Genomic DNA, 23,701 nt, shown 5'->3' with positions numbered 1-23,701 from the left:
ATGGGGTTTGACTTTTTATTAAAGTTGAACCCTTTTTTCAAATATAGTTAAGAACTGATTTAGTATTAATCCCCAATTAGGAATTGGCATTGACCATTTTTTAGTTGCTTCTCTAAGTGCCAAATATACTGATTTTAAAACAGCTTCATCTGTTGGGAATGATAATTTATTTTTGGTATATTTTCTAATTTTACCATTGAGATTTTCGATTAGATTTGTAGTATAAATAATTTTTCTAATTTCAATTGGAAAGTCAAAAAACACAGTAAGTTCCTCCCAGTTTTCTTCCCAAGATTTTACAGCATAAGGATATTTATGGTTCCATTTGCTTGCAAAATCTTCCAGTGCTCCTTTGGCTGCTTGTTTGGTTGGAGCATCATAAATCTGTTTCATATCTTTAGAAAACTCCTTTTTATCTTTCCAGACTACATAACGAGCCGAGTTTCTAATTTGATGCACTACACAAATTTGAGTTTGTGATTCAGGGAACACATTTTTAATTGTTTGTGTAAAGCCATTGAGGTTGTCAGTCGCAGTAATGAGAATGTCTTCCACACCCCGAGCTTTCAAATCAGTCATTACTCCTAACCAAAAGCTAGCGCTTTCATTCTTACCTAACCACATTCCCAAAACTTCTTTTTTGCCGTCTCTATTCAAGCCTACAGCTAAGTAAATAGTCTTATTGATAACCTTGGAGTTTTCTCGGACTTTAAAGACAATGCCATCCATCCAAACAATTAAATAAATAGGCTCTAATGGGCGATTTTGCCAAGCTATAATGTCATTAGTTACAGATTCTGTTATGCGTGAAATGGTGGAAGTTGAAATATCAAAATTATACACCTCTTTAATTTGTTCTTCAATATCGCTAACACTCATCCCTTTGGCGTATAATGATACGATTACATTTTCTAAACCATCAACCATATTTTGCCTTTTAGGAACAATCATAGGATTGAATGAAGCATCTCGATCTCTAGGAATTTGAATTTCTGATTCTCCAAAAGAGGTTTTAACTTTTTTTGTTGAATATCCGTTCCTAGAATTAGATGTTGCCGATTTTTCGTGTTTATCATAACCCAAATGGGCATCCAATTCACCATTTAAAATTGCTTCTAATCCACGTTTTTGTAGTTGAGCAAGAAATCCGTTTAAATCCTCGCCTGTTTTGAATTGCTTCAAAAAATCATCCGATAATAAATCTTCTTTTTTCATAAGACTGTGTTATAATTAAAGTTAAACAAAAAAATAATGGGGTTTTAAAACCCCATTATTTTTTATACTTACACAGTTTCTGTTATAGTACCGCGAACCCGCCGAGTACGTGACCCGTATGCTCGGTGGTGTGAGAGGCTCTCCCTGTTCTTAATGAGCAGGGCAGTCTACTCGATTATGCACTGGCTTTTTATTCGTCTAGTTCTTTCCAACAAACTTGAATTTCACGTTCTACTTGTTCTTCAAGTTTTGGCAGTTCGTTTATAATCCATTCTTTACTTTCTTTTGTCAGATAATTGACGTTTTCTTTTAATTTAAAATTCATCGCTCCAATTATCAAAGGAATCATTTCAATCGTTTCTGTTGTCCCGTTTGCAAAATTTGGACCTATCAGATACTTCAATATTTCCTTCTCGAATTGAGGTTTGTAGTATAAGATGTGAGTTACGATTGGAAAATAGAAGTAAAAAAAACTATTCGTATTTGAACCATACTTGATTTTATTAAACTCAGTTATTAACTCTTCAGAGTCTTCATCCTTGGTGTCAAAATTTAAGTTTCCTAACAGCTCATACGTTCTTTTAGCACTTGGAACTATTTCGCCCATTCTCTTTAAATCAGAAAATGCTTTTTCAAATTCCGATTTATTGTCTTTCTTATTGAATATGTTGTCAAATATTTTCAATGTCGTTTCTTTAAGCTTGTGCATAACGTCCTGCCCGCTTTGTCTAGTGGCGTAATTTAAGACTAGACTTCACAAAAATACACTAATTATTAAATTTAAAAATTATGATTTCAGATAATACCCAAGCCAAGCCATTAGACAAAACGGCTGTGTGTGCCCTGCATGAGCAGGACACACTCTGTAAGCTCGAATAAAAATTCGAAAATACAAATTTCGAATTATAAATCCAACTTATGGAGTGTTATTTTTCCAGAGGGTGCAAGTCCCTTATGGGCGGATTGAAACCCCGAACCATTAGTACGTCGCAAGGTTGCTAGTTGTGAAGCTAGGACTGAAGGAAGCGAGACGACAAAAGTCTGTACTGACGAACAGAAAGTACATAAGAGGCAGTATAAGAAGGATGAGTGTCCACAGCAACATGAAGTCCAAAACAGTGTCCTGAACATGCTATTAAATCAGGTTCTTATATTGTAGATGTACCAGCGATAGACTTAAAGGAAAAAGCTCTTACCGGGGGAGGTCTTTGCAACCACGGGTTGGTTAAGCAAAGAAGTCAGCAGAAGTCATAGTACTTGTGGTAACGAGTTGCGAATAGAGACCGCATAGGACTCACAACCAAGGAAGGACTGAACGTTATTTTCTGTAAAATTAAAATAAGAAAGATATTCTTAGCTTATTTATAAAGTCGCAGATAGCCCAATTGGTGTAAAGAGCAATTGGTTGATGGATAACGAACCGCCGTATACGTGAACCGTACGTACGGTGGTGTGAGAGGCGCACTCCGTTAGTTTCTAGCGGAGCCGTCTACTCGATTGTGTGTCAGCTTTTATTGTTCCTCGATTATTGATTGTCCTTTTGATTTATCTCCCGAAGTCCATTCCCAATTTTCGTGAAGACGGATTTTTCCATTTTCAAGTATTTCGGGTTTTGATTGGCAAATTCCTGTCATTAATTCTCCTTTGTCATTTATTTGATGGTAACTCATTTCTATATTTCCATCATTGTCAACTAAGCCAACTAGATGTCCATATTTAATTTTACCACCCGAATATTCAGAAGACAAGATATTGCCAACTTGTTGATATTTAAATACAGTTTCAGTGGATGTTTCTCCATTTTCTGTATTGCTTATTGGCCTAAATATTTTGCCGTGATAGTTTATCATAAATCAAATTGATAGTATAAATATTCTGGTAAATAATCTCGTTTCGCAAAGCCAAAATCTTCATACACTTTTTGTGCGATAAAATTATCTTTTGCGGTGTTTAAAGAAACGAATTTTGCTTTGTGCTCGGCTGCAAAATCTATGGCAGTTTGCAATAATTTTTGCCCAGTTCCTCTTTTTCGTTGGTTGGGCTCTACATACAAATCGCCAATATGCCAATTTTTGATTGCCGAAACCGAGGAAAATCTTGCATACAACAAAGTAAATCCTAATAATTCAGTCGTTTCATTGTCGTAAGCAACAAAAATCTGTGCTTCATTATTTGCTAATCTATTTTTCAAGTATTGTTTTGCCAATTCAATGTCAGAAGGTTGTTTGTAAAAAACTCGATATTTGTCGAACATATCGGCAACTAATTCATATTCATCTTTGTTAATTTTTCTTATTACTGTATTCAAAATTCAATTGTTTAATGTTTTGACTTATGTTCGGTTAAAGTTGCACACAACGTCAGTCTGTGAAAAAACTTCACAAACTCCGTCAAATATAACTAAAATAGTTTGTTTAAAAAGGCTAGTTTTCGTATTTTTAATAATGCAACACATCCAAGGAATTTCCCGCCACCAGCTACAAGTAACGAGTTTAGAAGATAAAATCACTCCCGACAACCCTGTTCGTTTTATAGATGCTTTTGTTCAATGCATAGACCTTCAAAAAGTAGGATTTGCGCCTGTTATTTTAAAAACCGAAGGTCGTCCTAGTTTTAAGAATCAAGTGTTTCTTAAAATCTATTTGTATGGTTATTTAAATGGTATTCGTAGCTCCAGAAAACTAGAAAAAGAATGCATTCGCAACATTGAAATCCAGTGGTTACTGGAAGATATTCGTCCTAATTATCACAGTATTTCTGATTTTAGAAAAGACAATCCCAAAGCACTTAAACAACTCTTTAAACTCTTTGTTTCTTTTTTGAAAGATGCCGATTTAGTGGCTGGTGAAATCATTGCCATTGACGGAACAAAATCTAGAGCACATAATGGTAAAAAGTCAAATTTTAACCAAAAGAAAATTGATAAGCATTTAGCCTATATTGAAGCCCGAACACAAGAATACTTAGACGAATTAGAAAAAAATGATACTAAAGAAAACGTAGAAAAAGTCACCAATATTCAACAAAAGATTAAGCGATTAAAACAAAACAAAATCAAGTACGAATTATTAGAAGAAGAATTAAAAACTAGTGGCGAACCTCAAGTGAGTACTACAGATGCTGATGAGAGAGCCCTACTGGTACAAGGTCAAGTGGTAGAGGTATCCTATTATATTCAAGCTGCGGTAGATGATAAACATAATTTAGTAGTGGCCACGCACACCATCAATAGGAATGATAAAAACGCACTTTCCGCCATTGCACTAGAAGCCAAAGAAAACCTAGCAAAAGAAACAATGACTGTTTTAGCTGACAAAGGCTATCACACAGGAAGAGAAATAGAAACCTGTACCCATAACAATATCACCACCATTGTAGCCCAACCCGACCAAGGGAAAAGCAACGAAAACGGCACCCAACCTGATTATTTAGTCTCTAAATTTATTTACAATAAACAAGAAAATACGTACACTTGTCCGCAAGGACAAACACTAACCACCACAGGACGCTGGCATAAGAAAAGTGGAGATAAGGAAAACACCAGCTATTTATTTCAAAAATACCGTACGCCAGGGTGTAAAACCTGCCTAGTAAAAGACCAATGCACTAGCCGAAAAGGAGGTAGGGAACTAGACCGAAGTCAGTATGCCACAGTAGTGGAACAAAATAACCAGCGCTACAAGGAAAATGCACAATTATACCGAAAACGACAAGAGATAAACGAACATATTTTTGGGACTATCAAACGCCAGTGGGGGTATAATCATACCAATTTAATAGGACTAGAAAAAGTAAACGGGTAACACAGTTTGATCATGTTGGTGTACAACATCAAGCGTACCATCAATATACTTGGAATCCCTGATTTAATAGCAAAAATTAAAGCTTGGAACTCGCCTTACAAGAGAAAGGACTTGTTTTTAATAAAAACGACTTATTTAAACTTGTTTGTAGCCTTTGTATTTTTTGAAACATCTCCAAATAAGTTAAAAATAAGCATTGCTTAAAACAAAGTTATGTTGGTTTGATAGGTTGAATTTTATTCAAAAAAGAGGTTTTTTCACAGCCTGACGTTCCGGCGCTTGGCGAGGTTGCGAACTTCGGAACAGATTAATTTCTATCAAAGATAAAATTTCTTGCGAAACGTAAACGTGAATTTACTACAAAATTCGCAATCTTGCCAAACGCCTGTGTGTGCCCTGCATATGCAGGACACACGCTGTAGACTTGTCAACCCATCTCTTTGCGAACCGCCGAGTACGTGACCCGTACGCTCGGTGGTGTGAGAGGCGCACTCCGTCAGTTTCTGGCGGAGCCGTCTACTCGATTAGCGGATGTTTTTTAATTTTTAAAGTATATTTTTTTCAGAAATTCAATTTTCTCGGTTCTGCTTTTCGGTTCTTTTTTGTTATTATCAGACAAACTTATTCCGATTAATTTGTTATTTCTTATTCCGCTAAAAATGAAACTTTCAATATTTTTATCTACAATCTTTAACCTCCAAATTATAAATTTTTCTTGTTCGTTAGTTTCAATTTTTTCAATTTCTACATTTTGGTCATCCTTTCCCCAAAATTCGGTTTCCCAAACATAGAAATTATTTAAAAAATCAAATTCGGATAGCTCTTTATTATAAAATTCAAAATTTTCCGGTTTCCTAACATTTATCAGCAATGTGAGCTTTAACTTTTCGTTTGCAAAACCCCATTGAGCAGAACTCTCAATTTTTCCAATATGTTTCCATTTTCCAGGTAACTCGAACAATTCGTTATTTATTAAAAATGGTGATTTTGATTGTCCAAAAGATAAATTTGAAATGATAAATATCGCAAAGATAATTTTTAAAAGTTTTAATTTCATAACGTTATATTCAATGTTTCAATTTCGATTTTTTTTTTAATATTTTTTGTCCGTAATTTTCGTCCTAAAATATCCGCTAACGTCAGTCTGTGAAAAAACTTCACAAACTCCGTCAAATATAACTAAAATAGTTTGTTTAAAAAGGCTAGTTTTCGTATTTTTAATAATGCAACACATCCAAGGAATTTCCCGCCACCAGCTACAAGTAACGAGTTTAGAAGATAAAATCACTCCCGACAACCCTGTTCGTTTTATAGATGCTTTTGTTCAATGCATAGACCTTCAAAAAGTAGGATTTACGCCTGTTATTTTAAAAACCGAAGGTCGTCCTAGTTTTAAGAATCAAGTGTTTCTTAAAATCTATTTGTATGGTTATTTAAATGGTATTCGTAGCTCTAGAAAACTAGAAAAAGAATGCATTCGCAACATTGAAATGCAGTGGTTACTGGAAGATATTCGTCCTAATTATCACAGTATTTCAGACTTTAGAAAAGACAATCCCAAAGCACTTAAACAACTCTTTAAACTCTTTGTTTCTTTTTTGAAAGATGCCGATTTAGTTTCAGGAGAAATCATTGCTGTAGACGGAACAAAATCCAGAGCACATAATGGTAAAAAGTCAAATTTTAACCAAAAGAAGATTGATAAGCATTTAGCCTATATTGAAGCCCGAACACAAGAATACTTAGACGAATTAGAAAAAAATGATACTAAGGAAAACCTAGAAAAAGTTACCAATATTCAACAAAAGATTAAGCGATTAAAACAAAACAAAATCAAGTACGAATTATTAGAAGAAGAATTAAAAACTAGTGGCGAACCTCAAGTGAGTACTACAGATGCTGATGCGAGAGCCCTACTGGTACAAGGTCAAGTGGTAGAGGTATCCTATAATATTCAAGCTGCGGTAGATGATAAACATAATTTAGTAGTGGCCACGCACACCATCAATAGGAATGATAAAAACGCACTTTCCGCCATTGCACTAGAAGCCAAAGAAAACCTAGCAAAAGAAACAATGACTGTTTTAGCTGACAAAGGCTATCACACAGGAAGAGAAATAGAAACCTGTACCCATAACAATATCACCACCATTGTAGCCCAACCCGACCAAGGGAAAAGCAATGAAAGCGGGACACAACCTGATTATTTAGTCTCTAAATTTATTTACAATAAACAAGAAAATACTTACACCTGTCCGCAGGGGCAAACACTAACCACCACAGGACGCTGGCACAAGAAAAGTAGAGATAAGGAAAACACCAGTTATTTATTCCAAAAATACCGTACGCCAGCATGTAAAGCCTGCCTAGTAAAAGATCAATGTACCAGCCGAAAAGGAGGTAGGGAACTAGACCGAAGTCAGTATGCCACAGTAGTGGAACAAAATAACCAGCGCTACAAGGAAAATGCACAATTATACCGAAAACGACAAGAGATAAATGAACATATTTTTGGTACCATCAAACGCCAGTGGGGCTACAATCATACCAATTTAATAGGACTAGAAAAAGTAAACGGGGAACACAGTTTGATCATGTTGGTGTACAACATCAAGCGTACCATCAATATCCTTGGAATCCCTGATTTAATAGCAAAAATCAAATCCTGGAACTCACCTTACAAGAGAAAGGACTTGTTTTTAATAAAAACGACTTATTTAAACTTGTTTGTAGCCTTTGTATTTTTTGAAACATCTCCAAATAAGTTAAAAATAAGCATTGCTTAAAACAAAGTTATGTTAGTTTGATAGGAGGAATTATATTCAAAAAAGAGGTTTTTTCACAGCCTGACGTTCCGCGGCTTGGCGCAGTAGCGGCTGCGTGAACGATTATTTTCTTGTTAAGTAAGATTTTCCAGCGGAAAATCGAACGTGTTGTTAATTGTAAATTTAGCTATTGCGCCAAACCGCTGTTAGCAGAGGTTTTTTTATTCAGTAAACTTGTTCCGTTTTAATTTTCTCATTAGTATTTATTAATTTTCCGTTTTTCCATTTGTAAATTAGATTCCAAACTCTTTTTCCATTTACATCATAATCAACGCTATCAATTAAAACACTTTTTGTTTTTTTATCAGGAAACATATTCTTTAAATTTTTAGCTTCTAAATGATTTTCAAACTTTTTTGTCAAAGGATTTACAATTAGCAAATATCCTTTAGACATTGAAATTCCGTTTGATGAAGTTGAGTTTAAATAAATGTCTTTGAAATTATCAAAATTATAATCTCTAAATAAGATTTCATATTGTTTATGAGGAACATCTAAATCGTTTAATTCATCAGTTTTTTTCCATTTCTTATTAATTAAACTATAAAGCTCAACTCTATAAGTCGAGTCAGTTGGACAATTTACAATGATTGCACTTTTTTCATTTTTTGAAAATAAGTTTCCACTTTTTATTAGTAAAAAAGGTTCGTGATTAGAAAATTCTAAAGTGTCTTTTGTCTTTGCATTTTCTAAAAGTTTATACAAAGTATCAACTTTAATTACACTTTTGTTTTTATGTTTTTCAACTTGTTTATTCCAAGTGTCAATTTTCTTTTCTGTTTCATTTTTACAAGAAATCAGAATTATAATTAGAATTAAAAAAGTTGATTTTACTTTCATTTTGTCTTATTTATGATTTTCTTCAAAATCTCTGCTAACGTCAGTCTGTGAAAAAACTTCACAAACTCCGTCAAATATAACTAAAATAGTTTGTTTAAAAAGGCTAGTTTTCGTATTTTTAATAATGCAACACATCCAAGGAATTTCCCGCCACCAGCTACAAGTAACGAGTTTAGAAGATAAAATCACTCCCGACAACCCTGTTCGTTTTATAGATGCTTTTGTTCAATGCATAGACCTTCAAAAAGTAGGATTTACGCCTGTTATTTTAAAAACCGAAGGTCGTCCTAGTTTTAAGAATCAAGTGTTTCTTAAAATCTATTTGTATGGTTATTTAAATGGTATTCGTAGCTCCAGAAAACTAGAAAAAGAATGCATTCGCAACATTGAAATGCAGTGGTTACTGGAAGATATTCGTCCTAATTATCACAGTATTTCAGACTTTAGAAAAGACAATCCCAAAGCACTCAAACAACTTTTTAAGCTATTTGTTTCTTTTTTGAAAGATGCCGATTTAGTTTCAGGAGAAACCATTGCTGTAGACGGAACAAAATCCAGAGCACATAATGGTAAAAAGTCAAATTTTAACCAAAAGAAAATTGATAAGCATTTAGCCTATATTGAAGCCCGAACACAAGAATACTTAGACGAATTAGAAAAAAATGATACTAAGGAAAACCTAGAAAAAGTTACCCATATTCAGCAAAAGATTGCGCGATTGCAGCAAAATAAAATCAAGTATGAATTACTGGAAGAAGAACTAAAAACTAGTGGCGAACCTCAAGTGAGTACTACAGATGCTGATGCGAGAGCCCTACTGGTACAAGGTCAAGTGGTAGAGGTATCCTATAATATTCAAGCTGCTGTAGATGATAAACACAATTTAGTTGTTGCTACACATACCATCAATAGGAATGATAAAAACGCACTTTCCGCCATTGCACTAGAAGCCAAAGCAAACCTAGCAAAAGAAACAATGACTGTTTTAGCTGACAAAGGCTATCACACAGAAGAGAAATAGAAACCTGTACGCATAACAATATCACCACCATTGTAGCCCAACCCGACCAAGGGAAAAGCAACGAAAACGGCACCCAACCTGATTATTTAGTCTCTAAATTTATTTACAATAAACAAGAAAATACGTACACTTGTCCGCAAGGACAAACACTAACCACCACAGGACGCTGGCACAAGAAAAGTAGAGATAAGGAAAACACCAGCTATTTATTTCAAAAATACCGTACGCCAGGGTGTAAAACCTGTTCAGTAAAAGACCAATGCACTAGCCGAAAAGGAGGTAGGGAACTAGACCGAAGTCAGTATGCCACAGTAGTGGAACAAAATAACCAGCGCTACAAGGAAAATGCACAATTATACCGAAAACGACAAGAGATAAATGAACATATTTTTGGTACCATCAAACGCCAGTGGGGCTACAATCATACCAATTTAATAGGACTAGAAAAAGTAAATGGGGAACACAGTTTGATCATGTTGGTGTACAACATCAAGCGTACCATCAATATCCTTGGAATCCCTGATTTAATAGCAAAAATCAAATCCTGGAACTCACCTTACAAGAGAAAGGACTTGTTTTTAATAAAAACGACTTATTTAAACTTGTTTGTGGCCTTTGTATTTTTTGAAACATCTCCAAATAAGTTAAAAATAAGCATTGCTTAAAACAAAGTTATGTTGGTTTGATAGGTTGAATTTTATTCAAAAAAGAGGTTTTTTCACAGCCTGACGTCTCGGCGCTTGGCGTTCGGTGCGGAATTCCAGCGCTGACCAACACAAACATACCAAAAGTTTTGATAATTACCAAGCCTTTCCAAAAAAGCATAAACCCGCACTGACGCCAAACGCTTGTGTGTGCCCTGCATGAGCAGGACACACTCTGTAAGCTCGAATAAAAATTCGATAATACAAATTTCGAATTATAAATCCAACTTATGGAGTGTTATTTTTCCAGAGGGTGCAAGTCCCTTTATGGGCGGATTGAAACCCCGAACCATTAGTACGTCGCAAGGTTGCTAGTTGTGAAGCTAGGACTGAAGGAAGCGAGACGACAAAAGTCTGTACTGACGAACAGAAAGTACATAAGAGGCAGTATAAGAAGGATGAGTGTCCACAGCAACATGAAGTCCAAAACAGTGTCCTGAACATGCTATTAAATCAGGTTCTTATATTGTAGATGTACCAGCGATAGACTTAAAGGAAAAAGCTCTTACCGGGGGAGGTCTTTGCAACCACGGGTTGGTTAAGCAAAGAAGTCAGCAGAAGTCATAGTACTTGTGGTAACGAGTTGCGAATAGAGACCGCATAGGACTCACAACCAAGGAAGGACTGAACGTTATTGTCTGTAAAATTAAAATAAGAAAGATATTCTTAGCTTATTTATAAAGTCGCAGATAGCCCAATTGGTGTAAAGAGCAATTGGTTGATGGATAACGAACCGCCGTATACGTGAACCGTACGTACGGTGGTGTGAGAGGCGCACTCCGTTAGTTTCTAGCGGAGCCGTCTACTCGATTAGCGGTTCGGTACAATTTGGACGTTAAGTTATATCTCGTTTTTTATAGTTTCGTTGAACTCGGTTTTCGGTTTTCTGTAATTTTTCTGCTTTATTTTTCAACGCAAATAGATTTCTGCATGCAGTTTGGTTTTTAGTTTTCGTTTTCAGTTTTCTGTAATTTTCCTGTTTTAGTTTTTCAGCGCAAAGAGTTTTCTACGTACAGTTCGGTTTTTCTGTTTCTGAAATTTTCAACTTTTCATTTTTCAACACAAAGTGGTTTCTACGTACAGTTCGGTCGTGAAGTTGCTTTTGTGTAAATTCTTCGATACGTTTCTTTCTTTATTGAAGTGAATTTCGTCAGCAGTTTTTCTTTCAACAGTTGCTGTATTTTTGTCCGCTTTTCCTTTTTCTGTCAAAAGAAAACAGACCATTAAATTATTCGGAAACTTTCAAAAACAGGAGCGAAGAAGTGGACATAAATTCAGTAACAATTCAACGTCAGATTGGTTTTCGGCGCTTCATTTCAGTACTGACCGCTAACGTCAGTCTGTGAAAAAACTTCACAAACTCCGTCAAATATAACTAAAATAGTTTGTTTAAAAAGGCTAGTTTTCGTATTTTTAATAATGCAACACATCCAAGGAATTTCCCGCCACCAGCTACAAGTAACGAGTTTAGAAGATAAAATCACTCCCGACAACCCTGTTCGTTTTATAGATGCTTTTGTTCAATGCATAGACCTTCAAAAAGTAGGATTTACGCCTGTTATTTTAAAAACCGAAGGTCGTCCTAGTTTTAAGAATCAAGTGTTTCTTAAAATCTATTTGTATGGTTATTTAAATGGTATTCGTAGCTCTAGAAAACTAGAAAAAGAATGCATTCGCAACATTGAAATGCAGTGGTTACTGGAAGATATTCGTCCTAATTATCACAGTATTTCAGACTTTAGAAAAGACAATCCCAAAGCACTTAAACAACTCTTTAAACTCTTTGTTTCTTTTTTGAAAGATGCCGATTTAGTTTCAGGAGAAATCATTGCTGTAGACGGAACAAAATCCAGAGCACATAATGGTAAAAAGTCAAATTTTAACCAAAAGAAGATTGATAAGCATTTAGCCTATATTGAAGCCCGAACACAAGAATACTTAGACGAATTAGAAAAAAATGATACTAAGGAAAACCTAGAAAAAGTTACCAATATTCAACAAAAGATTAAGCGATTAAAACAAAACAAAATCAAGTACGAATTATTAGAAGAAGAATTAAAAACTAGTGGCGAACCTCAAGTGAGTACTACAGATGCTGATGCGAGAGCCCTACTGGTACAAGGTCAAGTGGTAGAGGTATCCTATAATATTCAAGCTGCGGTAGATGATAAACATAATTTAGTAGTGGCCACGCACACCATCAATAGGAATGATAAAAACGCACTTTCCGCCATTGCACTAGAAGCCAAAGAAAACCTAGCAAAAGAAACAATGACTGTTTTAGCTGACAAAGGCTATCACACAGGAAGAGAAATAGAAACCTGTACCCATAACAATATCACCACCATTGTAGCCCAACCCGACCAAGGGAAAAGCAACGAAAACGGCACCCAACCTGATTATTTAGTCTCTAAATTTATTTACAATAAACAAGAAAATACTTACACCTGTCCGCAGGGGCAAACACTAACCACCACAGGACGCTGGCATAAGAAAAGTAGAGATAAGGAAAACACCAGTTATTTATTCCAAAAATACCGTACTCCAGCATGTAAAGCCTGCCTAGTAAAAGATCAATGTACCAGCCGAAAAGGAGGTAGGGAACTAGACCGAAGTCAGTATGCCAAAGTAGTGGAACAAAATAACCAGCGCTACAAGGAAAATGCACAATTATACCGAAAACGACAAGAGATAAACGAACATATTTTTGGGACTATCAAACGCCAGTGGGGGTATAATCATACCAATTTAATAGGACTAGAAAAAGTAAATGGGGAACACAGCTTGATTATGCTGGTGTACAACATCAAACGCACCATAAATATCCTTGGAATCCCTGCTATAATTGCAAAAATCAAATCCTGGAACTCACCTTACAAGAGAAAGGACTTGTTTTTAATAAAAACGACTTATTTAAACTTGTTTGTGGCCTTTGTATTTTTTGAAACATCTCCAAATAAGTTAAAAATAAGCATTGCTTAAAACAAAGTTATGTTGGTTTGATAGGTTGAATTTTATTCAAAAAAGAGGTTTTTTCACAGCCTGACGTTCCCAGGCTTTACGACTGTTGCGGACTAAAGAAGCCAAAACTTTCGGTTAAGCACTGACCTCAAAGATACAAAACAAACTTTAAATTAAGCCCAAAACCCGCAATAGCGTAAAACCTGTGTGTGTGCCCTGCATGAGCAGGACACACTCTGTAAGCTCGAATAAAAATTCGAAAATACAAATTTCGAATTATAAATCCAACTTATGGAGTGTTATTTTTCCAGAGGGTGCAAGTCCCTTATGGGCGGATTGAAACCCCGAACCATTAGTACGTCGCAAGGTTGCTAGTTGTGAAGCTAGGACTGAAGGAAGCGAGACGACAAAAGTCTGTACTGACGAACAGAAAGTACATAAGAGGCAGTATAAGAAGGATGAGTGTCCACAGCAACATGAAGTCCAAAACAGTGTCCTGAACATGCTATTAAATCAGGTTCTTATATTGTAGATGTACCAGCGATAGACTTAAAGGAAAAAGCTCTTACCGGGGGAGGTCTTTGCAACCACGGGTTGGTTAAGCAAAGAAGTCAGCAGAAGTCATAGTACTTGTGGTAACGAGTTGCGAATAGAGACCGCATAGGACTCACAACCAAGGAAGGACTGAACGTTATTTTCTGTAAAATTAAAATAAGAAAGATATTCTTAGCTTATTTATAAAGTCGCAGATAGCTCAATTGGTGTAAAGAGCAATTGGTTGATGGATAACGAACCGCCGTATACGTGAACCGTACGTACGGTGGTGTGAGAGGCGCACTCCGTTAGTTTCTAGCGGAGCCGTCTACTCGATTGTATGCTGTTGATTTATACGTTTGCTTGTTTTCTAATATAATCAGCTAATAATTTTCCTAAATCTTCATTTTCATTCAACTCGTAATATTTATTATCAAGTTCACTAAGTTTTGAGCTTATAAGGTTTTCGTAATCTTCATATTCTCTTTCAGTGACTAATTTTATAAATCTTTCGTCTGAATAAATTTTTGGATTAACATATTTAAGACCAGTTTCCAATATTTGATAACTCAAATTTGCACCAATCCTTTTGAAATCGGCGAGAGTTTCGTATGCAAATATTCCATAAGCATTATCAAAATATTGTATTAAGCCACCATTAACCATTTCTAAATTAAATATTCCAATTCTGTAAACAGTTGCTACAGACATTTCCATTTCGTTCACAACACTTCGCCATTTTGCGTAATCTGTAAAATCAGTTATTTTATCTCGAATTTGTTGTCCCGCTAGTTCACAATAGACAAAGTCGATTAAATCTTCGTCGGATAATATATTCATTTATGTTTTACGTTTGGTTTTTCAATAGCATACAACGGTTGCGTGTATGGGAAGTGGCGGAGAGTTTGCCGAAACTTCACAAGTACAGACTGATTTTTTAAATTAATAAACCAAACTCAAAAACACAAAACTAACCCGCCATTTCTTATACACGTTGTGTGTGCCCTGCATGAGCAGGACACACTCTGTAAGCTCGAATAAAAATTCGATAATACAAATTTCGAATTATAAATCCAACTTATGGAGTGTTATTTTTCCAGAGGGTGCAAGTCCCTTATGGGCGGATTGAAACCTCGAACCATTAGTACGTCGCAAGGTTGCTAGTTGTGAAGCTAGGACTGAAGGAAGCGAGACGACAAAAGTCTGTACTGACGAACAGAAAGTACATAAGAGGCAGTATAAGAAGGATGAGTGTCCACAGCAACATGAAGTCCAAAACAGTGTCCTGAACATGCTATTAAATCAGGTTCTTATATTGTAGATGTACCAGCGATAGACTTAAAGGAAAAAGCTCTTACCGGGGGAGGTCTTTGCAACCACGGGTTGGTTAAGCAAAGAAGTCAGCAGAAGTCATAGTACTTGTGGTAACGAGTTGCGAATAGAGACCGCATAGGACTCACAACCAAGGAAGGACTGAACGTTATTTTCTGTAAAATTAAAATAAGAAAGATATTCTTAGCTTATTTATAAAGTCGCAGATAGCCCAATTGGTGTAAAGAGCAATTGGTTGATGGATAACGAACCGCCGTATACGTGAACCGTACGTACGGTGGTGTGAGAGGCGCACTCCGTTAGTCTCTAGCGGAGCCGTCTACTCGATTATATGATGGCTTTTTATTCTGAAATTATTATGGCAATTAAAATAGATGAATCACAAGAATTTTTATTTGAAGAAGGTAAAAATGTATGTGTTGTTGGAAAATTCCCAATTAACGCAACAAGGTTATTTATAACTAAACAAAAGAAAATAATAAAAGGTTATTGCACTTCTTGGTGGCAAAATGGCGGTCACTTCAAATCTTCTTTTTTGATTTTAACCGATAGTGAGTAAGCTATCATATAACGTCAGTCTGTGAAAAAACTTCACAAACTCCGTCAAATATAATTAAAATAGTTTGTTTAAAAAGGCTAGTTTTCGTATTTTTAATAATGCAACACATCCAAGGAATTTCCCGCCACCAGCTACAAGTAACGAGTTTAGAAGATAAAATCACTCCCGACAACCCTGTTCGTTTTATAGATGCTTTTGTTCAATGCATAGACCTTCAAAAAGTAGGATTTACGCCTGTTATTTTAAAAACCGAAGGTCGTCCTAGTTTTAAGAATCAAGTGTTTCTTAAAATCTATTTGTATGGTTATTTAAATGGTATTCGTAGCTCTAGAAAACTAGAAAAAGAATGCATTCGCAACATTGAAATGCAGTGGTTACTGGAAGATATTCGTCCTAATTATCACAGTATTTCAGACTTTAGAAAAGACAATCCCAAAGCACTTAAACAACTCTTTAAACTCTTTGTTTCTTTTTTGAAAGATGCCGATTTAGTTTCAGGAGAAACCATTGCTGTAGACGGAACAAAATCTAGAGCACACAACGGTAAAAAGTCGAATTTTAACCAAAAGAAGATTGACAAGCACTTGGCTTATATTGAAGCTAAAACCCAAGAATATTTGGATGAATTAGAAAAAAATGATACTAAAGAAAACGTAGAAAAAGTCACCAATATTCAACAAAAGATTAAGCGATTAAAACAAAACAAAATCAAGTACGAATTATTAGAAGAAGAATTAAAAACTAGTGGCGAACCTCAAGTTAGTACTACAGATCCAGATGCTAGAGCATTGCTAGTTCAGGGGCAAGTAGTAGAAGTTTCCTATAATATTCAAGCTGCGGTAGATGATAAACATAATTTAGTAGTGGCCACGCACACCATCAATAGGAATGATAAAAACGCACTTTCCGCCATTGCACTAGAAGCCAAAGAAAACCTAGCAAAAGAAACAATGACTGTTTTAGCTGACAAAGGCTATCACACAGGAAGAGAAATAGAAACCTGTACCCATAACAATATCACCACCATTGTAGCCCAACCCGACCAAGGGAAAAGCAACGAAAACGGCACCCAACCTGATTATTTAGTCTCTAAATTTATTTACAATAAACAAGAAAATACGTACACTTGTCCGCAAGGACAAACACTAACCACCACAGGACGCTGGCATAAGAAAAGTAGAGATAAGGAAAACACCAGCTATTTATTTCAAAAATACCGTACGCCAGGGTGTAAAACCTGTTCAGTAAAAGACCAATGCACTAGCCGAAAAGGAGGTAGGGAACTAGACCGAAGTCAGTATGCCACAGTAGTGGAACAAAATAACCAGCGCTACAAGGAAAATGCACAATTATACCGAAAACGACAGGAGATAAATGAGCACATTTTTGGCACAATCAAACGCCAATGGGGTTACAATCATACCAATTTAATAGGATTAGAAAAAGTAAATGGTGAACATAGCTTGATTATGCTGGTGTACAACATAAAACGCACCATCAATATACTTGGGCTACCTGATTTAATAGCAAAAATTAAAGCTTGGAACTCGCCTTACAAGAGAAAGGACTTGTTTTTGATAAAAACGACTTGTTTGAACTTGTTTTTAGCATTTGTATTTTTTGGAAAACCTCAAGACAAGTTAAAAATTAGCATTGCTTAAAACAAAGTTATATTGGTTTGGTGGGATAAATTTTATTTAAAAAAGAGGTTTTTTCACAGCCTGACGTTTTGTGGCTTTGCGAGGTGCGGAACTCGAAAAGCACTGATTATTAATTATTTAACTGTACTCCGCAGGTACAAAATTATTTTAGTTTTAATATCGTTGTCCGCATCTTGCAAAACCGCTGTGTGTGCCCTGCATGAGCAGGACACACTCTGTAAGCTCGAATAAAAATTCGAAAATACAAATTTCGAATTATAAATCCAACTTATGGAGTGTTATTTTTCCAGAGGGTGCAAGTCCCTTATGGGCGGATTGAAACCCCGAACCATTAGTACGTCGCAAGGTTGCTAGTTGTGAAGCTAGGACTGAAGGAAGCGAGACGACAAAAGTCTGTACTGACGAACAGAAAGTACATAAGAGGCAGTATAAGAAGGATGAGTGTCCACAGCAACATGAAGTCCAAAACAGTGTCCTGAACATGCTATTAAATCAGGTTCTTATATTGTAGATGTACCAGCGATAGACTTAAAGGAAAAAGCTCTTACCGGGGGAGGTCTTTGCAACCACGGGTTGGTTAAGCAAAGAAGTCAGCAGAAGTCATAGTACTTGTGGTAACGAGTTGCGAATAGAGACCGCATAGGACTCACAACCAAGGAAGGACTGAACGTTATTTTCTGTAAAATTAAAATAAGAAAGATATTCTTAGCTTATTTATAAAGTCGCAGATAGCTCAATTGGTGTAAAGAGCAATTGGTTGATGGATAACGAACCGCCGTATACGTGAACCGTACGTACGGTGGTGTGAGAGGCGCACTCCGTTAGTTTCTAGCGGAGCCGTCTACTCGATTACCTGCCGTTTTTCTTTTGTCCATTTTGTATTATTTCAATTTTTGTATATCTAAATACTTTTCCTGCTTCTTCTTTTCCAACTTTTGCTAATTTTCTTTTAGGAAATCCATTTTTAGTTACAACTTGTCCTGTCACTTTGATAATCACTGGCAAATTTTCTCCGCTGAACAGCTTATCAGCATTAATAAGTTTTTCATTTGCAGGTTCCAACCAATAATTTTGGTTTGTGTCAATGTTTTCACTTTTTTGAGCATTACTCCATTGAGGACAAGTACAAGAAATTGCATTATAGATTAATGTTAATGTTTCAACTTTACTATCAGCTTTAAAATCTGGATTGTCAATTACTTCAAATTTTGTATATCTAAAAACTTTTGCTTTTGGCATTGGCTCTTCCATTTCAATTGTTTCCTGCGGATAATCTTTTTTTTCGTAAAATTGTCCAATAACTTTAAGTCTGTGTCTAAATGCGTCAAAATAAATTGGTAACTCTAAAGTTTTGTCTGCAGGTTCAAGATAAAAATGATAATCTATATAGTTTGTTTTTTCATTGTTTTGCTGAATAGTATCTTTAGTCTTAATCCATTGTGGACAAGCACAACCCCAAACAGTGTATTGAACTTCTAAATTTTCAATTTTGTCTGTAAGTATGTTCGTTGAATCAGAAATTACTTTTGTATACTTTTTCTCAACTTGCTTATTTGGAGTAACTTTATCGACTTTTTTCTTAGTTTCTGTCTGTCCACAAGAAATCAATGTCACGCAGCAAAGTAAAATTATCAATATTTTATTATGTTTCATCATTTATTCGGTATGTCGCTCTAAAATGGCAGGTAACGTCAGTCTGTGAAAAAACTTCACAAATTCCGTCAAATATAACTAAAATAGTTTGTTTAAAAAGGCTAGTTTTCGTATATTTAATAATGCAACACATCCAAGGAATTTCCCGCCACCAGCTACAAGTAACGAGTTTAGAAGATAAAATCACTCCCGACAACCCTGTTCGTTTTATAGATGCTTTTGTTCAATGCATAGACCTTCAAAAAGTAGGATTTACGCCTGTTATTTTAAAAACCGAAGGTCGTCCTAGTTTTAAGAATCAAGTGTTTCTTAAAATCTATTTGTATGGTTATTTAAATGGTATTCGTAGCTCCAGAAAACTAGAAAAAGAATGCATTCGCAACATTGAAATGCAGTGGTTACTGGAAGATATTCGTCCTAATTATCACAGTATTTCTGATTTTAGAAAAGACAATCCCAAAGCACTCAAACAACTTTTTAAACTCTTTGTTTCTTTTTTGAAAGATGCCGATTTAGTGGCTGGTGAAATCATTGCCATTGACGGAACAAAATCTAGAGCACACAACGGTAAAAAGTCGAATTTTAACCAAAAGAAGATTGACAAGCACTTGGCTTATATTGAAGCTAAAACCCAAGAATATTTGGATGAATTAGAAAAAAATGATACTAAAGAAAACGTAGAAAAAGTCACCAATATTCAACAAAAGATTAAGCGATTAAAACAAAACAAAATCAAGTACGAATTATTAGAGGAAGAATTAAAAACTAGTGGCGAACCACAAGTTAGTACTACAGATGCTGATGCGAGAGCCCTACTGGTACAAGGTCAAGTGGTAGAGGTATCCTATAATATTCAAGCTGCTGTAGATGATAAACACAATTTAGTTGTTGCTACACATACCGTCAATAGGAATGATAAAAACGCACTTTCAGCTATTGCACTAGAAGCCAAAGCAAACCTAGAAACAGCAACCTTTACCGTTTTGGCCGACAAAGGTTATCACACAGGAAGAGAAATAGAAACCTGTACCCATAACAATATCACCACTATTGTGGCTCAACCCGACCAAGGGAAAAGCAATGAAAGCGGGACACAACCTGAGTATTTAGTCTCACAATTCACATATAATAAACAAGAAAATACGTACACTTGTCCGCAAGGACAAACACTAACCACCACAGGACGCTGGCATAAGAAAAGTAGAGATAAGGAAAACACCAGCTATTTATTTCAAAAATACCGTACGCCAGCATGTAAAGCCTGCCTAGTAAAAGATCAATGTACCAGCCGAAAAGGAGGTAGGGAGATAGACCGAAGTCAGTATGCCACAGTAGTGGAACAAAATAACCAGCGCTACAAGGAAAATGCACAATTATACCGAAAACGACAAGAGATAAACGAACATATTTTTGGGACTATCAAACGCCAGTGGGGGTATAATCATACCAATTTAATAGGACTAGAAAAAGTAAACGGGGAACACAGTTTGATCATGTTGGTGTACAACATCAAGCGTACCATCAATATACTTGGAATCCCTGATTTAATAGCAAAAATTAAAGCTTGGAACTCGCCTTACAAGAGAAAGGACTTGTTTTTAATAAAAACGACTTATTTAAACTTGTTTGTAGCCTTTGTATTTTTTGAAACATCTCCAAATAAGTTAAAAATAAGCATTGCTTAAAACAAAGTTATGTTGGTTTGATAGGTTGAATTTTATTCAAAAAAGAGGTTTTTTCACAGCCTGACGTCCCGCCGGCTTTGTCGCCGTTGCGTAAATTTAGCTAAAACTTTTCAAGTACAAAACCCAGATTGGAAAAAACGGAGTTTTTTCCAAAGAAGCGCAAGCCTAGCAATGGCACAAAACCGCTGTTGTGCGTTCGTTTTTATTTATTAATTCCGCTTAATATTTCTAAAAGATGTTTTAAAAACATTGAGTTGCCCATTCTGTTATTAATTTTTTCAATCTCTTTCTTTCTGTCACTTTCGGACATTTGGCTTATTTTTCTACTTTCCTTTGTTGCATGAAAAATTAAAAAACCAGTAATTGTTATTGAAACAATTGCAAGAATAATTAGCGTATTATTTTCTGTTTTCATTGTTGAATTCTTTTAATTTCCATTAATTCTTTCAGTTGCATAATACAAAATTACTGCAAAATAATAAATGCTGTTGTGCGTTCGTTTTTCTATTTCGTTTCTACTGTCAATTTACCAATCGGAATTGTTTTTCCGTAATAATACTCATAAATGTTGTATTCCACCGTTTTTCCAATTTTAATTGCCATTTGTGGGTTTGGAAAAATAGTTGATTTTTCAATAGTATCATTCTCTATTATTATATCGCAAACTTTCATTTCGCAATTTTCAATATTCTTACATTCAAATCTTAATTTTAGGTAATTAGCATCTTCAATTTCTCTGCAAAAAAATATTCCGAAACATTCTACATCGAAATGTTTTTCAATCCAAATATCGTTCTCATCTATGATTTTTTTCAGTTTTAAATTTGTTTGATCAAATTCAATTTTCAGATTATCTTTTATAAATAATTCTCTTTTTTTAGAATCTAATTTATTATGAGAACAGAAACTAGTTGTATAAGTTAATCTTCCGTCCAAAAAAAAATAACTGATTAATAAATACAATCCAAAAACAACAAGAATACCTAAAATTATTTTCTTTAACATTATCTTCAGCTTCGATTAGTTTTTTACTTAAAATTTGAATGTTTCCTTTTTGTTCGGGTAAAATGACGCACAACGTCAGGCTGTGAAAAAACCTCTTTTTTGAATAAAATTCAACCTATCAAACCAACATAACTTTGTTTTAAGCAATGCTTATTTTTAACTTATTTGGAGATGTTTCAAAAAATACAAAGGCCACAAACAAGTTTAAATAAGTCGTTTTTATTAAAAACAAGTCCTTTCTCTTGTAAGGTGAGTTCCAGGATTTGATTTTTGCTATTAAATCAGGGATTCCAAGGATATTGATGGTACGCTTGATGTTGTACACCAACATGATCAAACTGTGTTCCCCATTTACTTTTTCTAGTCCTATTAAATTGGTATGATTGTAGCCCCACTGGCGTTTGATGGTACCAAAAATATGTTCATTTATCTCTTGTCGTTTTCGGTATAATTGTGCATTTTCCTTGTAGCGCTGGTTATTTTGTTCCACTACTGTGGCATACTGACTTCGGTCTAGTTCCCTACCTCCTTTTCGGCTAGTGCATTGGTCTTTTACTGAACAGGTTTTACACCCTGGCGTACGGTATTTTTGAAATAAATAGCTGGTGTTTTCCTTATCTCTACTTTTCTTGTGCCAGCGTCCTGTGGTGGTTAGTGTTTGTCCTTGCGGACAAGTGTACGTATTTTCTTGTTTATTGTAAATAAATTTAGAGACTAAATAATCAGGTTGGGTGCCGTTTTCGTTGCTTTTCCCTTGGTCGGGTTGGGCTACAATGGTGGTGATATTGTTATGCGTACAGGTTTCTATTTCTCTTCCTGTGTGATAGCCTTTGTCAGCTAAAACAGTCATTGTTTCTTTTGCTAGGTTTGCTTTGGCTTCTAGTGCAATGGCGGAAAGTGCGTTTTTATCATTCCTATTGATGGTATGTGTAGCAACAACTAAATTGTGTTTATCATCTACAGCAGCTTGAATATTATAGGATACCTCTACCACTTGACCTTGTACCAGTAGGGCTCTCGCATCAGCATCTGTAGTACTCACTTGAGGTTCGCCACTAGTTTTTAGTTCTTCTTCCAGTAATTCATACTTGATTTTATTTTGCTGCAATCGCGCAATCTTTTGCTGAATATGGGTAACTTTTTCTAGGTTTTCCTTAGTATCATTTTTTTCTAATTCGTCTAAGTATTCTTGTGTTCGGGCTTCAATATAGGCTAAATGCTTATCAATTTTCTTTTGGTTAAAATTTGACTTTTTACCATTATGTGCTCTGGATTTTGTTCCGTCTACAGCAATGGTTTCTCCTGAAACTAAATCGGCATCTTTCAAAAAAGAAACAAATAGCTTAAAAAGTTGTTTGAGTGCTTTGGGATTGTCTTTTCTAAAGTCTGAAATACTGTGATAATTAGGACGAATATCTTCCAGTAACCACTGCATTTCAATGTTGCGAATGCATTCTTTTTCTAGTTTTCTGGAGCTACGAATACCATTTAAATAACCATACAAATAGATTTTAAGAAACACTTGATTCTTAAAACTAGGACGACCTTCGGTTTTTAAAATAACAGGCGTAAATCCTACTTTTTGAAGGTCTATGCATTGAACAAAAGCATCTATAAAACGAACAGGGTTGTCGGGAGTGATTTTATCTTCTAAACTCGTTACTTGTAGCTGGTGGCGGGAAATTCCTTGGATGTGTTGCATTATTAAAAATACGAAAACTAGCCTTTTTAAACAAACTATTTTAGTTATATTTGACGGAGTTTGTGAAGTTTTTTCACAGACTGACGTTCTGGCGCTTGGCGAGGTTGCGAAGTTCGGAACCGATTATTTTCTGTTAAAGATAAAATTTCTTGCGAAATATAAACGTGAATTTACTACAAAATTCGCAATCTTGCCAAACGC

General features: G+C 35.3%; 16 protein-coding genes and 2 pseudogenes. 7 read left to right on the top strand and 11 right to left on the bottom strand.

Translation table 11 applies throughout. The features are described 5' to 3' along the window. Positions 1 to 18: 18 nt before the first annotated feature. The 4 genes from ACQY29_RS11450 to ACQY29_RS11435 form a co-directional block, all read right to left on the bottom strand. Entirely contained in the window at positions 19 to 1,215 is a 1,197-nt protein-coding gene (locus ACQY29_RS11450) for an IS256 family transposase (protein ID WP_428224620.1), read from the bottom strand. 190 nt (positions 1,216 to 1,405) lie between these two features. After that, positions 1,406 to 1,924, bottom strand: a complete 519-nt coding sequence (locus ACQY29_RS11445; RefSeq protein WP_428225311.1) for a hypothetical protein — start codon at positions 1,922 to 1,924, stop codon at positions 1,406 to 1,408. An 802-nt stretch (positions 1,925 to 2,726) separates the two neighbouring features. Then, positions 2,727 to 3,065 carry a n-acetylglutamate synthase gene (locus ACQY29_RS11440; RefSeq protein WP_428225310.1) on the bottom strand — a complete coding sequence of 113 codons (339 nt, stop codon included), beginning with the start codon at positions 3,063 to 3,065 and terminating at the stop codon, positions 2,727 to 2,729. Further along, a complete protein-coding gene (locus ACQY29_RS11435; protein ID WP_428225309.1) occupies positions 3,062 to 3,523 on the bottom strand; it encodes a GNAT family N-acetyltransferase in 462 nt (153 codons plus the stop codon). Before ACQY29_RS11435 ends, ACQY29_RS11440 begins: the two co-directional genes overlap by 4 nt. Before the next feature lie 136 nt (positions 3,524 to 3,659). Here ACQY29_RS11435 and ACQY29_RS11430 point away from each other — a divergent pair. Further along, a pseudogene (locus tag ACQY29_RS11430) lies at positions 3,660 to 5,222 on the top strand (IS1182 family transposase). A gap of 334 nt (positions 5,223 to 5,556) precedes the next feature. On the opposite strand, the gene ACQY29_RS11425 reads toward ACQY29_RS11430, so the two are convergent. Beyond that, complete coding sequence (locus ACQY29_RS11425) at positions 5,557 to 6,075, bottom strand: hypothetical protein (RefSeq protein WP_428225308.1); 519 nt, start codon at positions 6,073 to 6,075, stop codon at positions 5,557 to 5,559. Between the two features lie 166 nt (positions 6,076 to 6,241). Here ACQY29_RS11425 and ACQY29_RS11420 point away from each other — a divergent pair, with 166 nt between their 5' ends. Continuing rightward, entirely contained in the window at positions 6,242 to 7,804 is a 1,563-nt protein-coding gene (locus ACQY29_RS11420) for an IS1182 family transposase (protein ID WP_428225307.1), read from the top strand. A 204-nt stretch (positions 7,805 to 8,008) separates the two neighbouring features. Here the strand turns inward: ACQY29_RS11420 and ACQY29_RS11415 are convergent, their stop codons facing one another. Next, positions 8,009 to 8,683: an XAC2610-related protein gene (locus tag ACQY29_RS11415; RefSeq protein WP_428225306.1), complete on the bottom strand. Its 675-nt coding sequence runs from the start codon at positions 8,681 to 8,683 to the stop codon at positions 8,009 to 8,011. Positions 8,684 to 8,807: 124 nt separating this feature from the next. Between ACQY29_RS11415 and ACQY29_RS11410 the strand changes: the two are divergent. Together ACQY29_RS11410 and ACQY29_RS11405 are read left to right on the top strand one after the other, a co-directional pair. Further along, a pseudogene (locus tag ACQY29_RS11410) lies at positions 8,808 to 10,369 on the top strand (IS1182 family transposase). Between the two features lie 1,458 nt (positions 10,370 to 11,827). Continuing rightward, complete coding sequence (locus ACQY29_RS11405) at positions 11,828 to 13,390, top strand: IS1182 family transposase (protein ID WP_428225305.1); 1,563 nt, start codon at positions 11,828 to 11,830, stop codon at positions 13,388 to 13,390. An 864-nt stretch (positions 13,391 to 14,254) separates the two neighbouring features. On the opposite strand, the gene ACQY29_RS11400 is transcribed toward ACQY29_RS11405, so the two are convergent. Next, positions 14,255 to 14,743, bottom strand: coding sequence for a DMP19 family protein (locus tag ACQY29_RS11400; protein ID WP_428225304.1), 489 nt, complete (start codon positions 14,741 to 14,743; stop codon positions 14,255 to 14,257). 850 nt (positions 14,744 to 15,593) lie between these two features. Between ACQY29_RS11400 and ACQY29_RS11395 the strand changes: the two genes are divergently transcribed. Together ACQY29_RS11395 and ACQY29_RS11390 are read left to right on the top strand one after the other, a co-directional pair. Beyond that, positions 15,594 to 15,794, top strand: coding sequence for a hypothetical protein (locus tag ACQY29_RS11395; protein ID WP_428225303.1), 201 nt, complete (start codon positions 15,594 to 15,596; stop codon positions 15,792 to 15,794). Positions 15,795 to 15,892: 98 nt separating this feature from the next. Further along, on the top strand, positions 15,893 to 17,455 hold the full coding sequence (locus ACQY29_RS11390) for an IS1182 family transposase (protein ID WP_428225302.1): 1,563 nt from the start codon (positions 15,893 to 15,895) through the stop codon (positions 17,453 to 17,455). A gap of 849 nt (positions 17,456 to 18,304) precedes the next feature. Here the strand turns inward: ACQY29_RS11390 and ACQY29_RS11385 are convergent. Beyond that, a complete protein-coding gene (locus tag ACQY29_RS11385; protein WP_428225301.1) occupies positions 18,305 to 19,111 on the bottom strand; it encodes a hypothetical protein in 807 nt (268 codons plus the stop codon). A gap of 119 nt (positions 19,112 to 19,230) precedes the next feature. Between ACQY29_RS11385 and ACQY29_RS11380 the strand changes: the two genes are divergently transcribed. Further along, a complete protein-coding gene (locus ACQY29_RS11380) occupies positions 19,231 to 20,793 on the top strand; it encodes an IS1182 family transposase (protein ID WP_428225181.1) in 1,563 nt (520 codons plus the stop codon). 202 nt (positions 20,794 to 20,995) lie between these two features. Here the strand turns inward: ACQY29_RS11380 and ACQY29_RS11375 are convergent, their stop codons facing one another. The 3 genes from ACQY29_RS11375 to ACQY29_RS11365 all read right to left on the bottom strand — a co-directional run bounded on the left by ACQY29_RS11375 (position 20,996) and on the right by ACQY29_RS11365 (position 23,500). After that, positions 20,996 to 21,208, bottom strand: a complete 213-nt coding sequence (locus ACQY29_RS11375) for a hypothetical protein (RefSeq protein ID WP_428225300.1) — start codon at positions 21,206 to 21,208, stop codon at positions 20,996 to 20,998. A gap of 89 nt (positions 21,209 to 21,297) precedes the next feature. Further along, on the bottom strand, positions 21,298 to 21,798 hold the full coding sequence (locus ACQY29_RS11370; RefSeq protein ID WP_428225299.1) for a hypothetical protein: 501 nt from the start codon (positions 21,796 to 21,798) through the stop codon (positions 21,298 to 21,300). 139 nt (positions 21,799 to 21,937) lie between these two features. Next, positions 21,938 to 23,500 (bottom strand): IS1182 family transposase, encoded by a 1,563-nt coding sequence (locus ACQY29_RS11365; protein ID WP_428225184.1) that lies wholly within the window; start codon positions 23,498 to 23,500, stop codon positions 21,938 to 21,940. Between the last annotated feature and the right edge of the window lie 201 nt (positions 23,501 to 23,701).

This window comes from Flavobacterium sp., assembly GCF_965262375.1.
GTDB lineage: Bacteria > Bacteroidota > Bacteroidia > Flavobacteriales > Flavobacteriaceae > Flavobacterium.
This window is presented reverse-complemented; position numbering and strand designations above follow the sequence as displayed.

Bases quoted from the DNA above. Each gene is read 5' to 3' on its own strand.
- ACQY29_RS11450 (WP_428224620.1), bottom strand. From the start codon at position 1,215: ATGAAAAAAGAAGATTTATTATCGGATGATTTTTTGAAGCAATTCAAA.
- ACQY29_RS11445 (WP_428225311.1), bottom strand. From the start codon at position 1,924: ATGCACAAGCTTAAAGAAACGACATTGAAAATATTTGACAACATATTC.
- ACQY29_RS11440 (WP_428225310.1), bottom strand. From the start codon at position 3,065: ATGATAAACTATCACGGCAAAATATTTAGGCCAATAAGCAATACAGAA.
- ACQY29_RS11425 (WP_428225308.1), bottom strand. From the start codon at position 6,075: ATGAAATTAAAACTTTTAAAAATTATCTTTGCGATATTTATCATTTCA.
- ACQY29_RS11420 (WP_428225307.1), top strand. From the start codon at position 6,242: ATGCAACACATCCAAGGAATTTCCCGCCACCAGCTACAAGTAACGAGT.
- ACQY29_RS11415 (WP_428225306.1), bottom strand. From the start codon at position 8,683: ATGAAAGTAAAATCAACTTTTTTAATTCTAATTATAATTCTGATTTCT.
- ACQY29_RS11405 (WP_428225305.1), top strand. From the start codon at position 11,828: ATGCAACACATCCAAGGAATTTCCCGCCACCAGCTACAAGTAACGAGT.
- ACQY29_RS11400 (WP_428225304.1), bottom strand. From the start codon at position 14,743: ATGAATATATTATCCGACGAAGATTTAATCGACTTTGTCTATTGTGAA.
- ACQY29_RS11395 (WP_428225303.1), top strand. From the start codon at position 15,594: ATGGCAATTAAAATAGATGAATCACAAGAATTTTTATTTGAAGAAGGT.
- ACQY29_RS11390 (WP_428225302.1), top strand. From the start codon at position 15,893: ATGCAACACATCCAAGGAATTTCCCGCCACCAGCTACAAGTAACGAGT.
- ACQY29_RS11385 (WP_428225301.1), bottom strand. From the start codon at position 19,111: ATGATGAAACATAATAAAATATTGATAATTTTACTTTGCTGCGTGACA.
- ACQY29_RS11380 (WP_428225181.1), top strand. From the start codon at position 19,231: ATGCAACACATCCAAGGAATTTCCCGCCACCAGCTACAAGTAACGAGT.
- ACQY29_RS11375 (WP_428225300.1), bottom strand. From the start codon at position 21,208: ATGAAAACAGAAAATAATACGCTAATTATTCTTGCAATTGTTTCAATA.
- ACQY29_RS11370 (WP_428225299.1), bottom strand. From the start codon at position 21,798: ATGTTAAAGAAAATAATTTTAGGTATTCTTGTTGTTTTTGGATTGTAT.
- ACQY29_RS11365 (WP_428225184.1), bottom strand. From the start codon at position 23,500: ATGCAACACATCCAAGGAATTTCCCGCCACCAGCTACAAGTAACGAGT.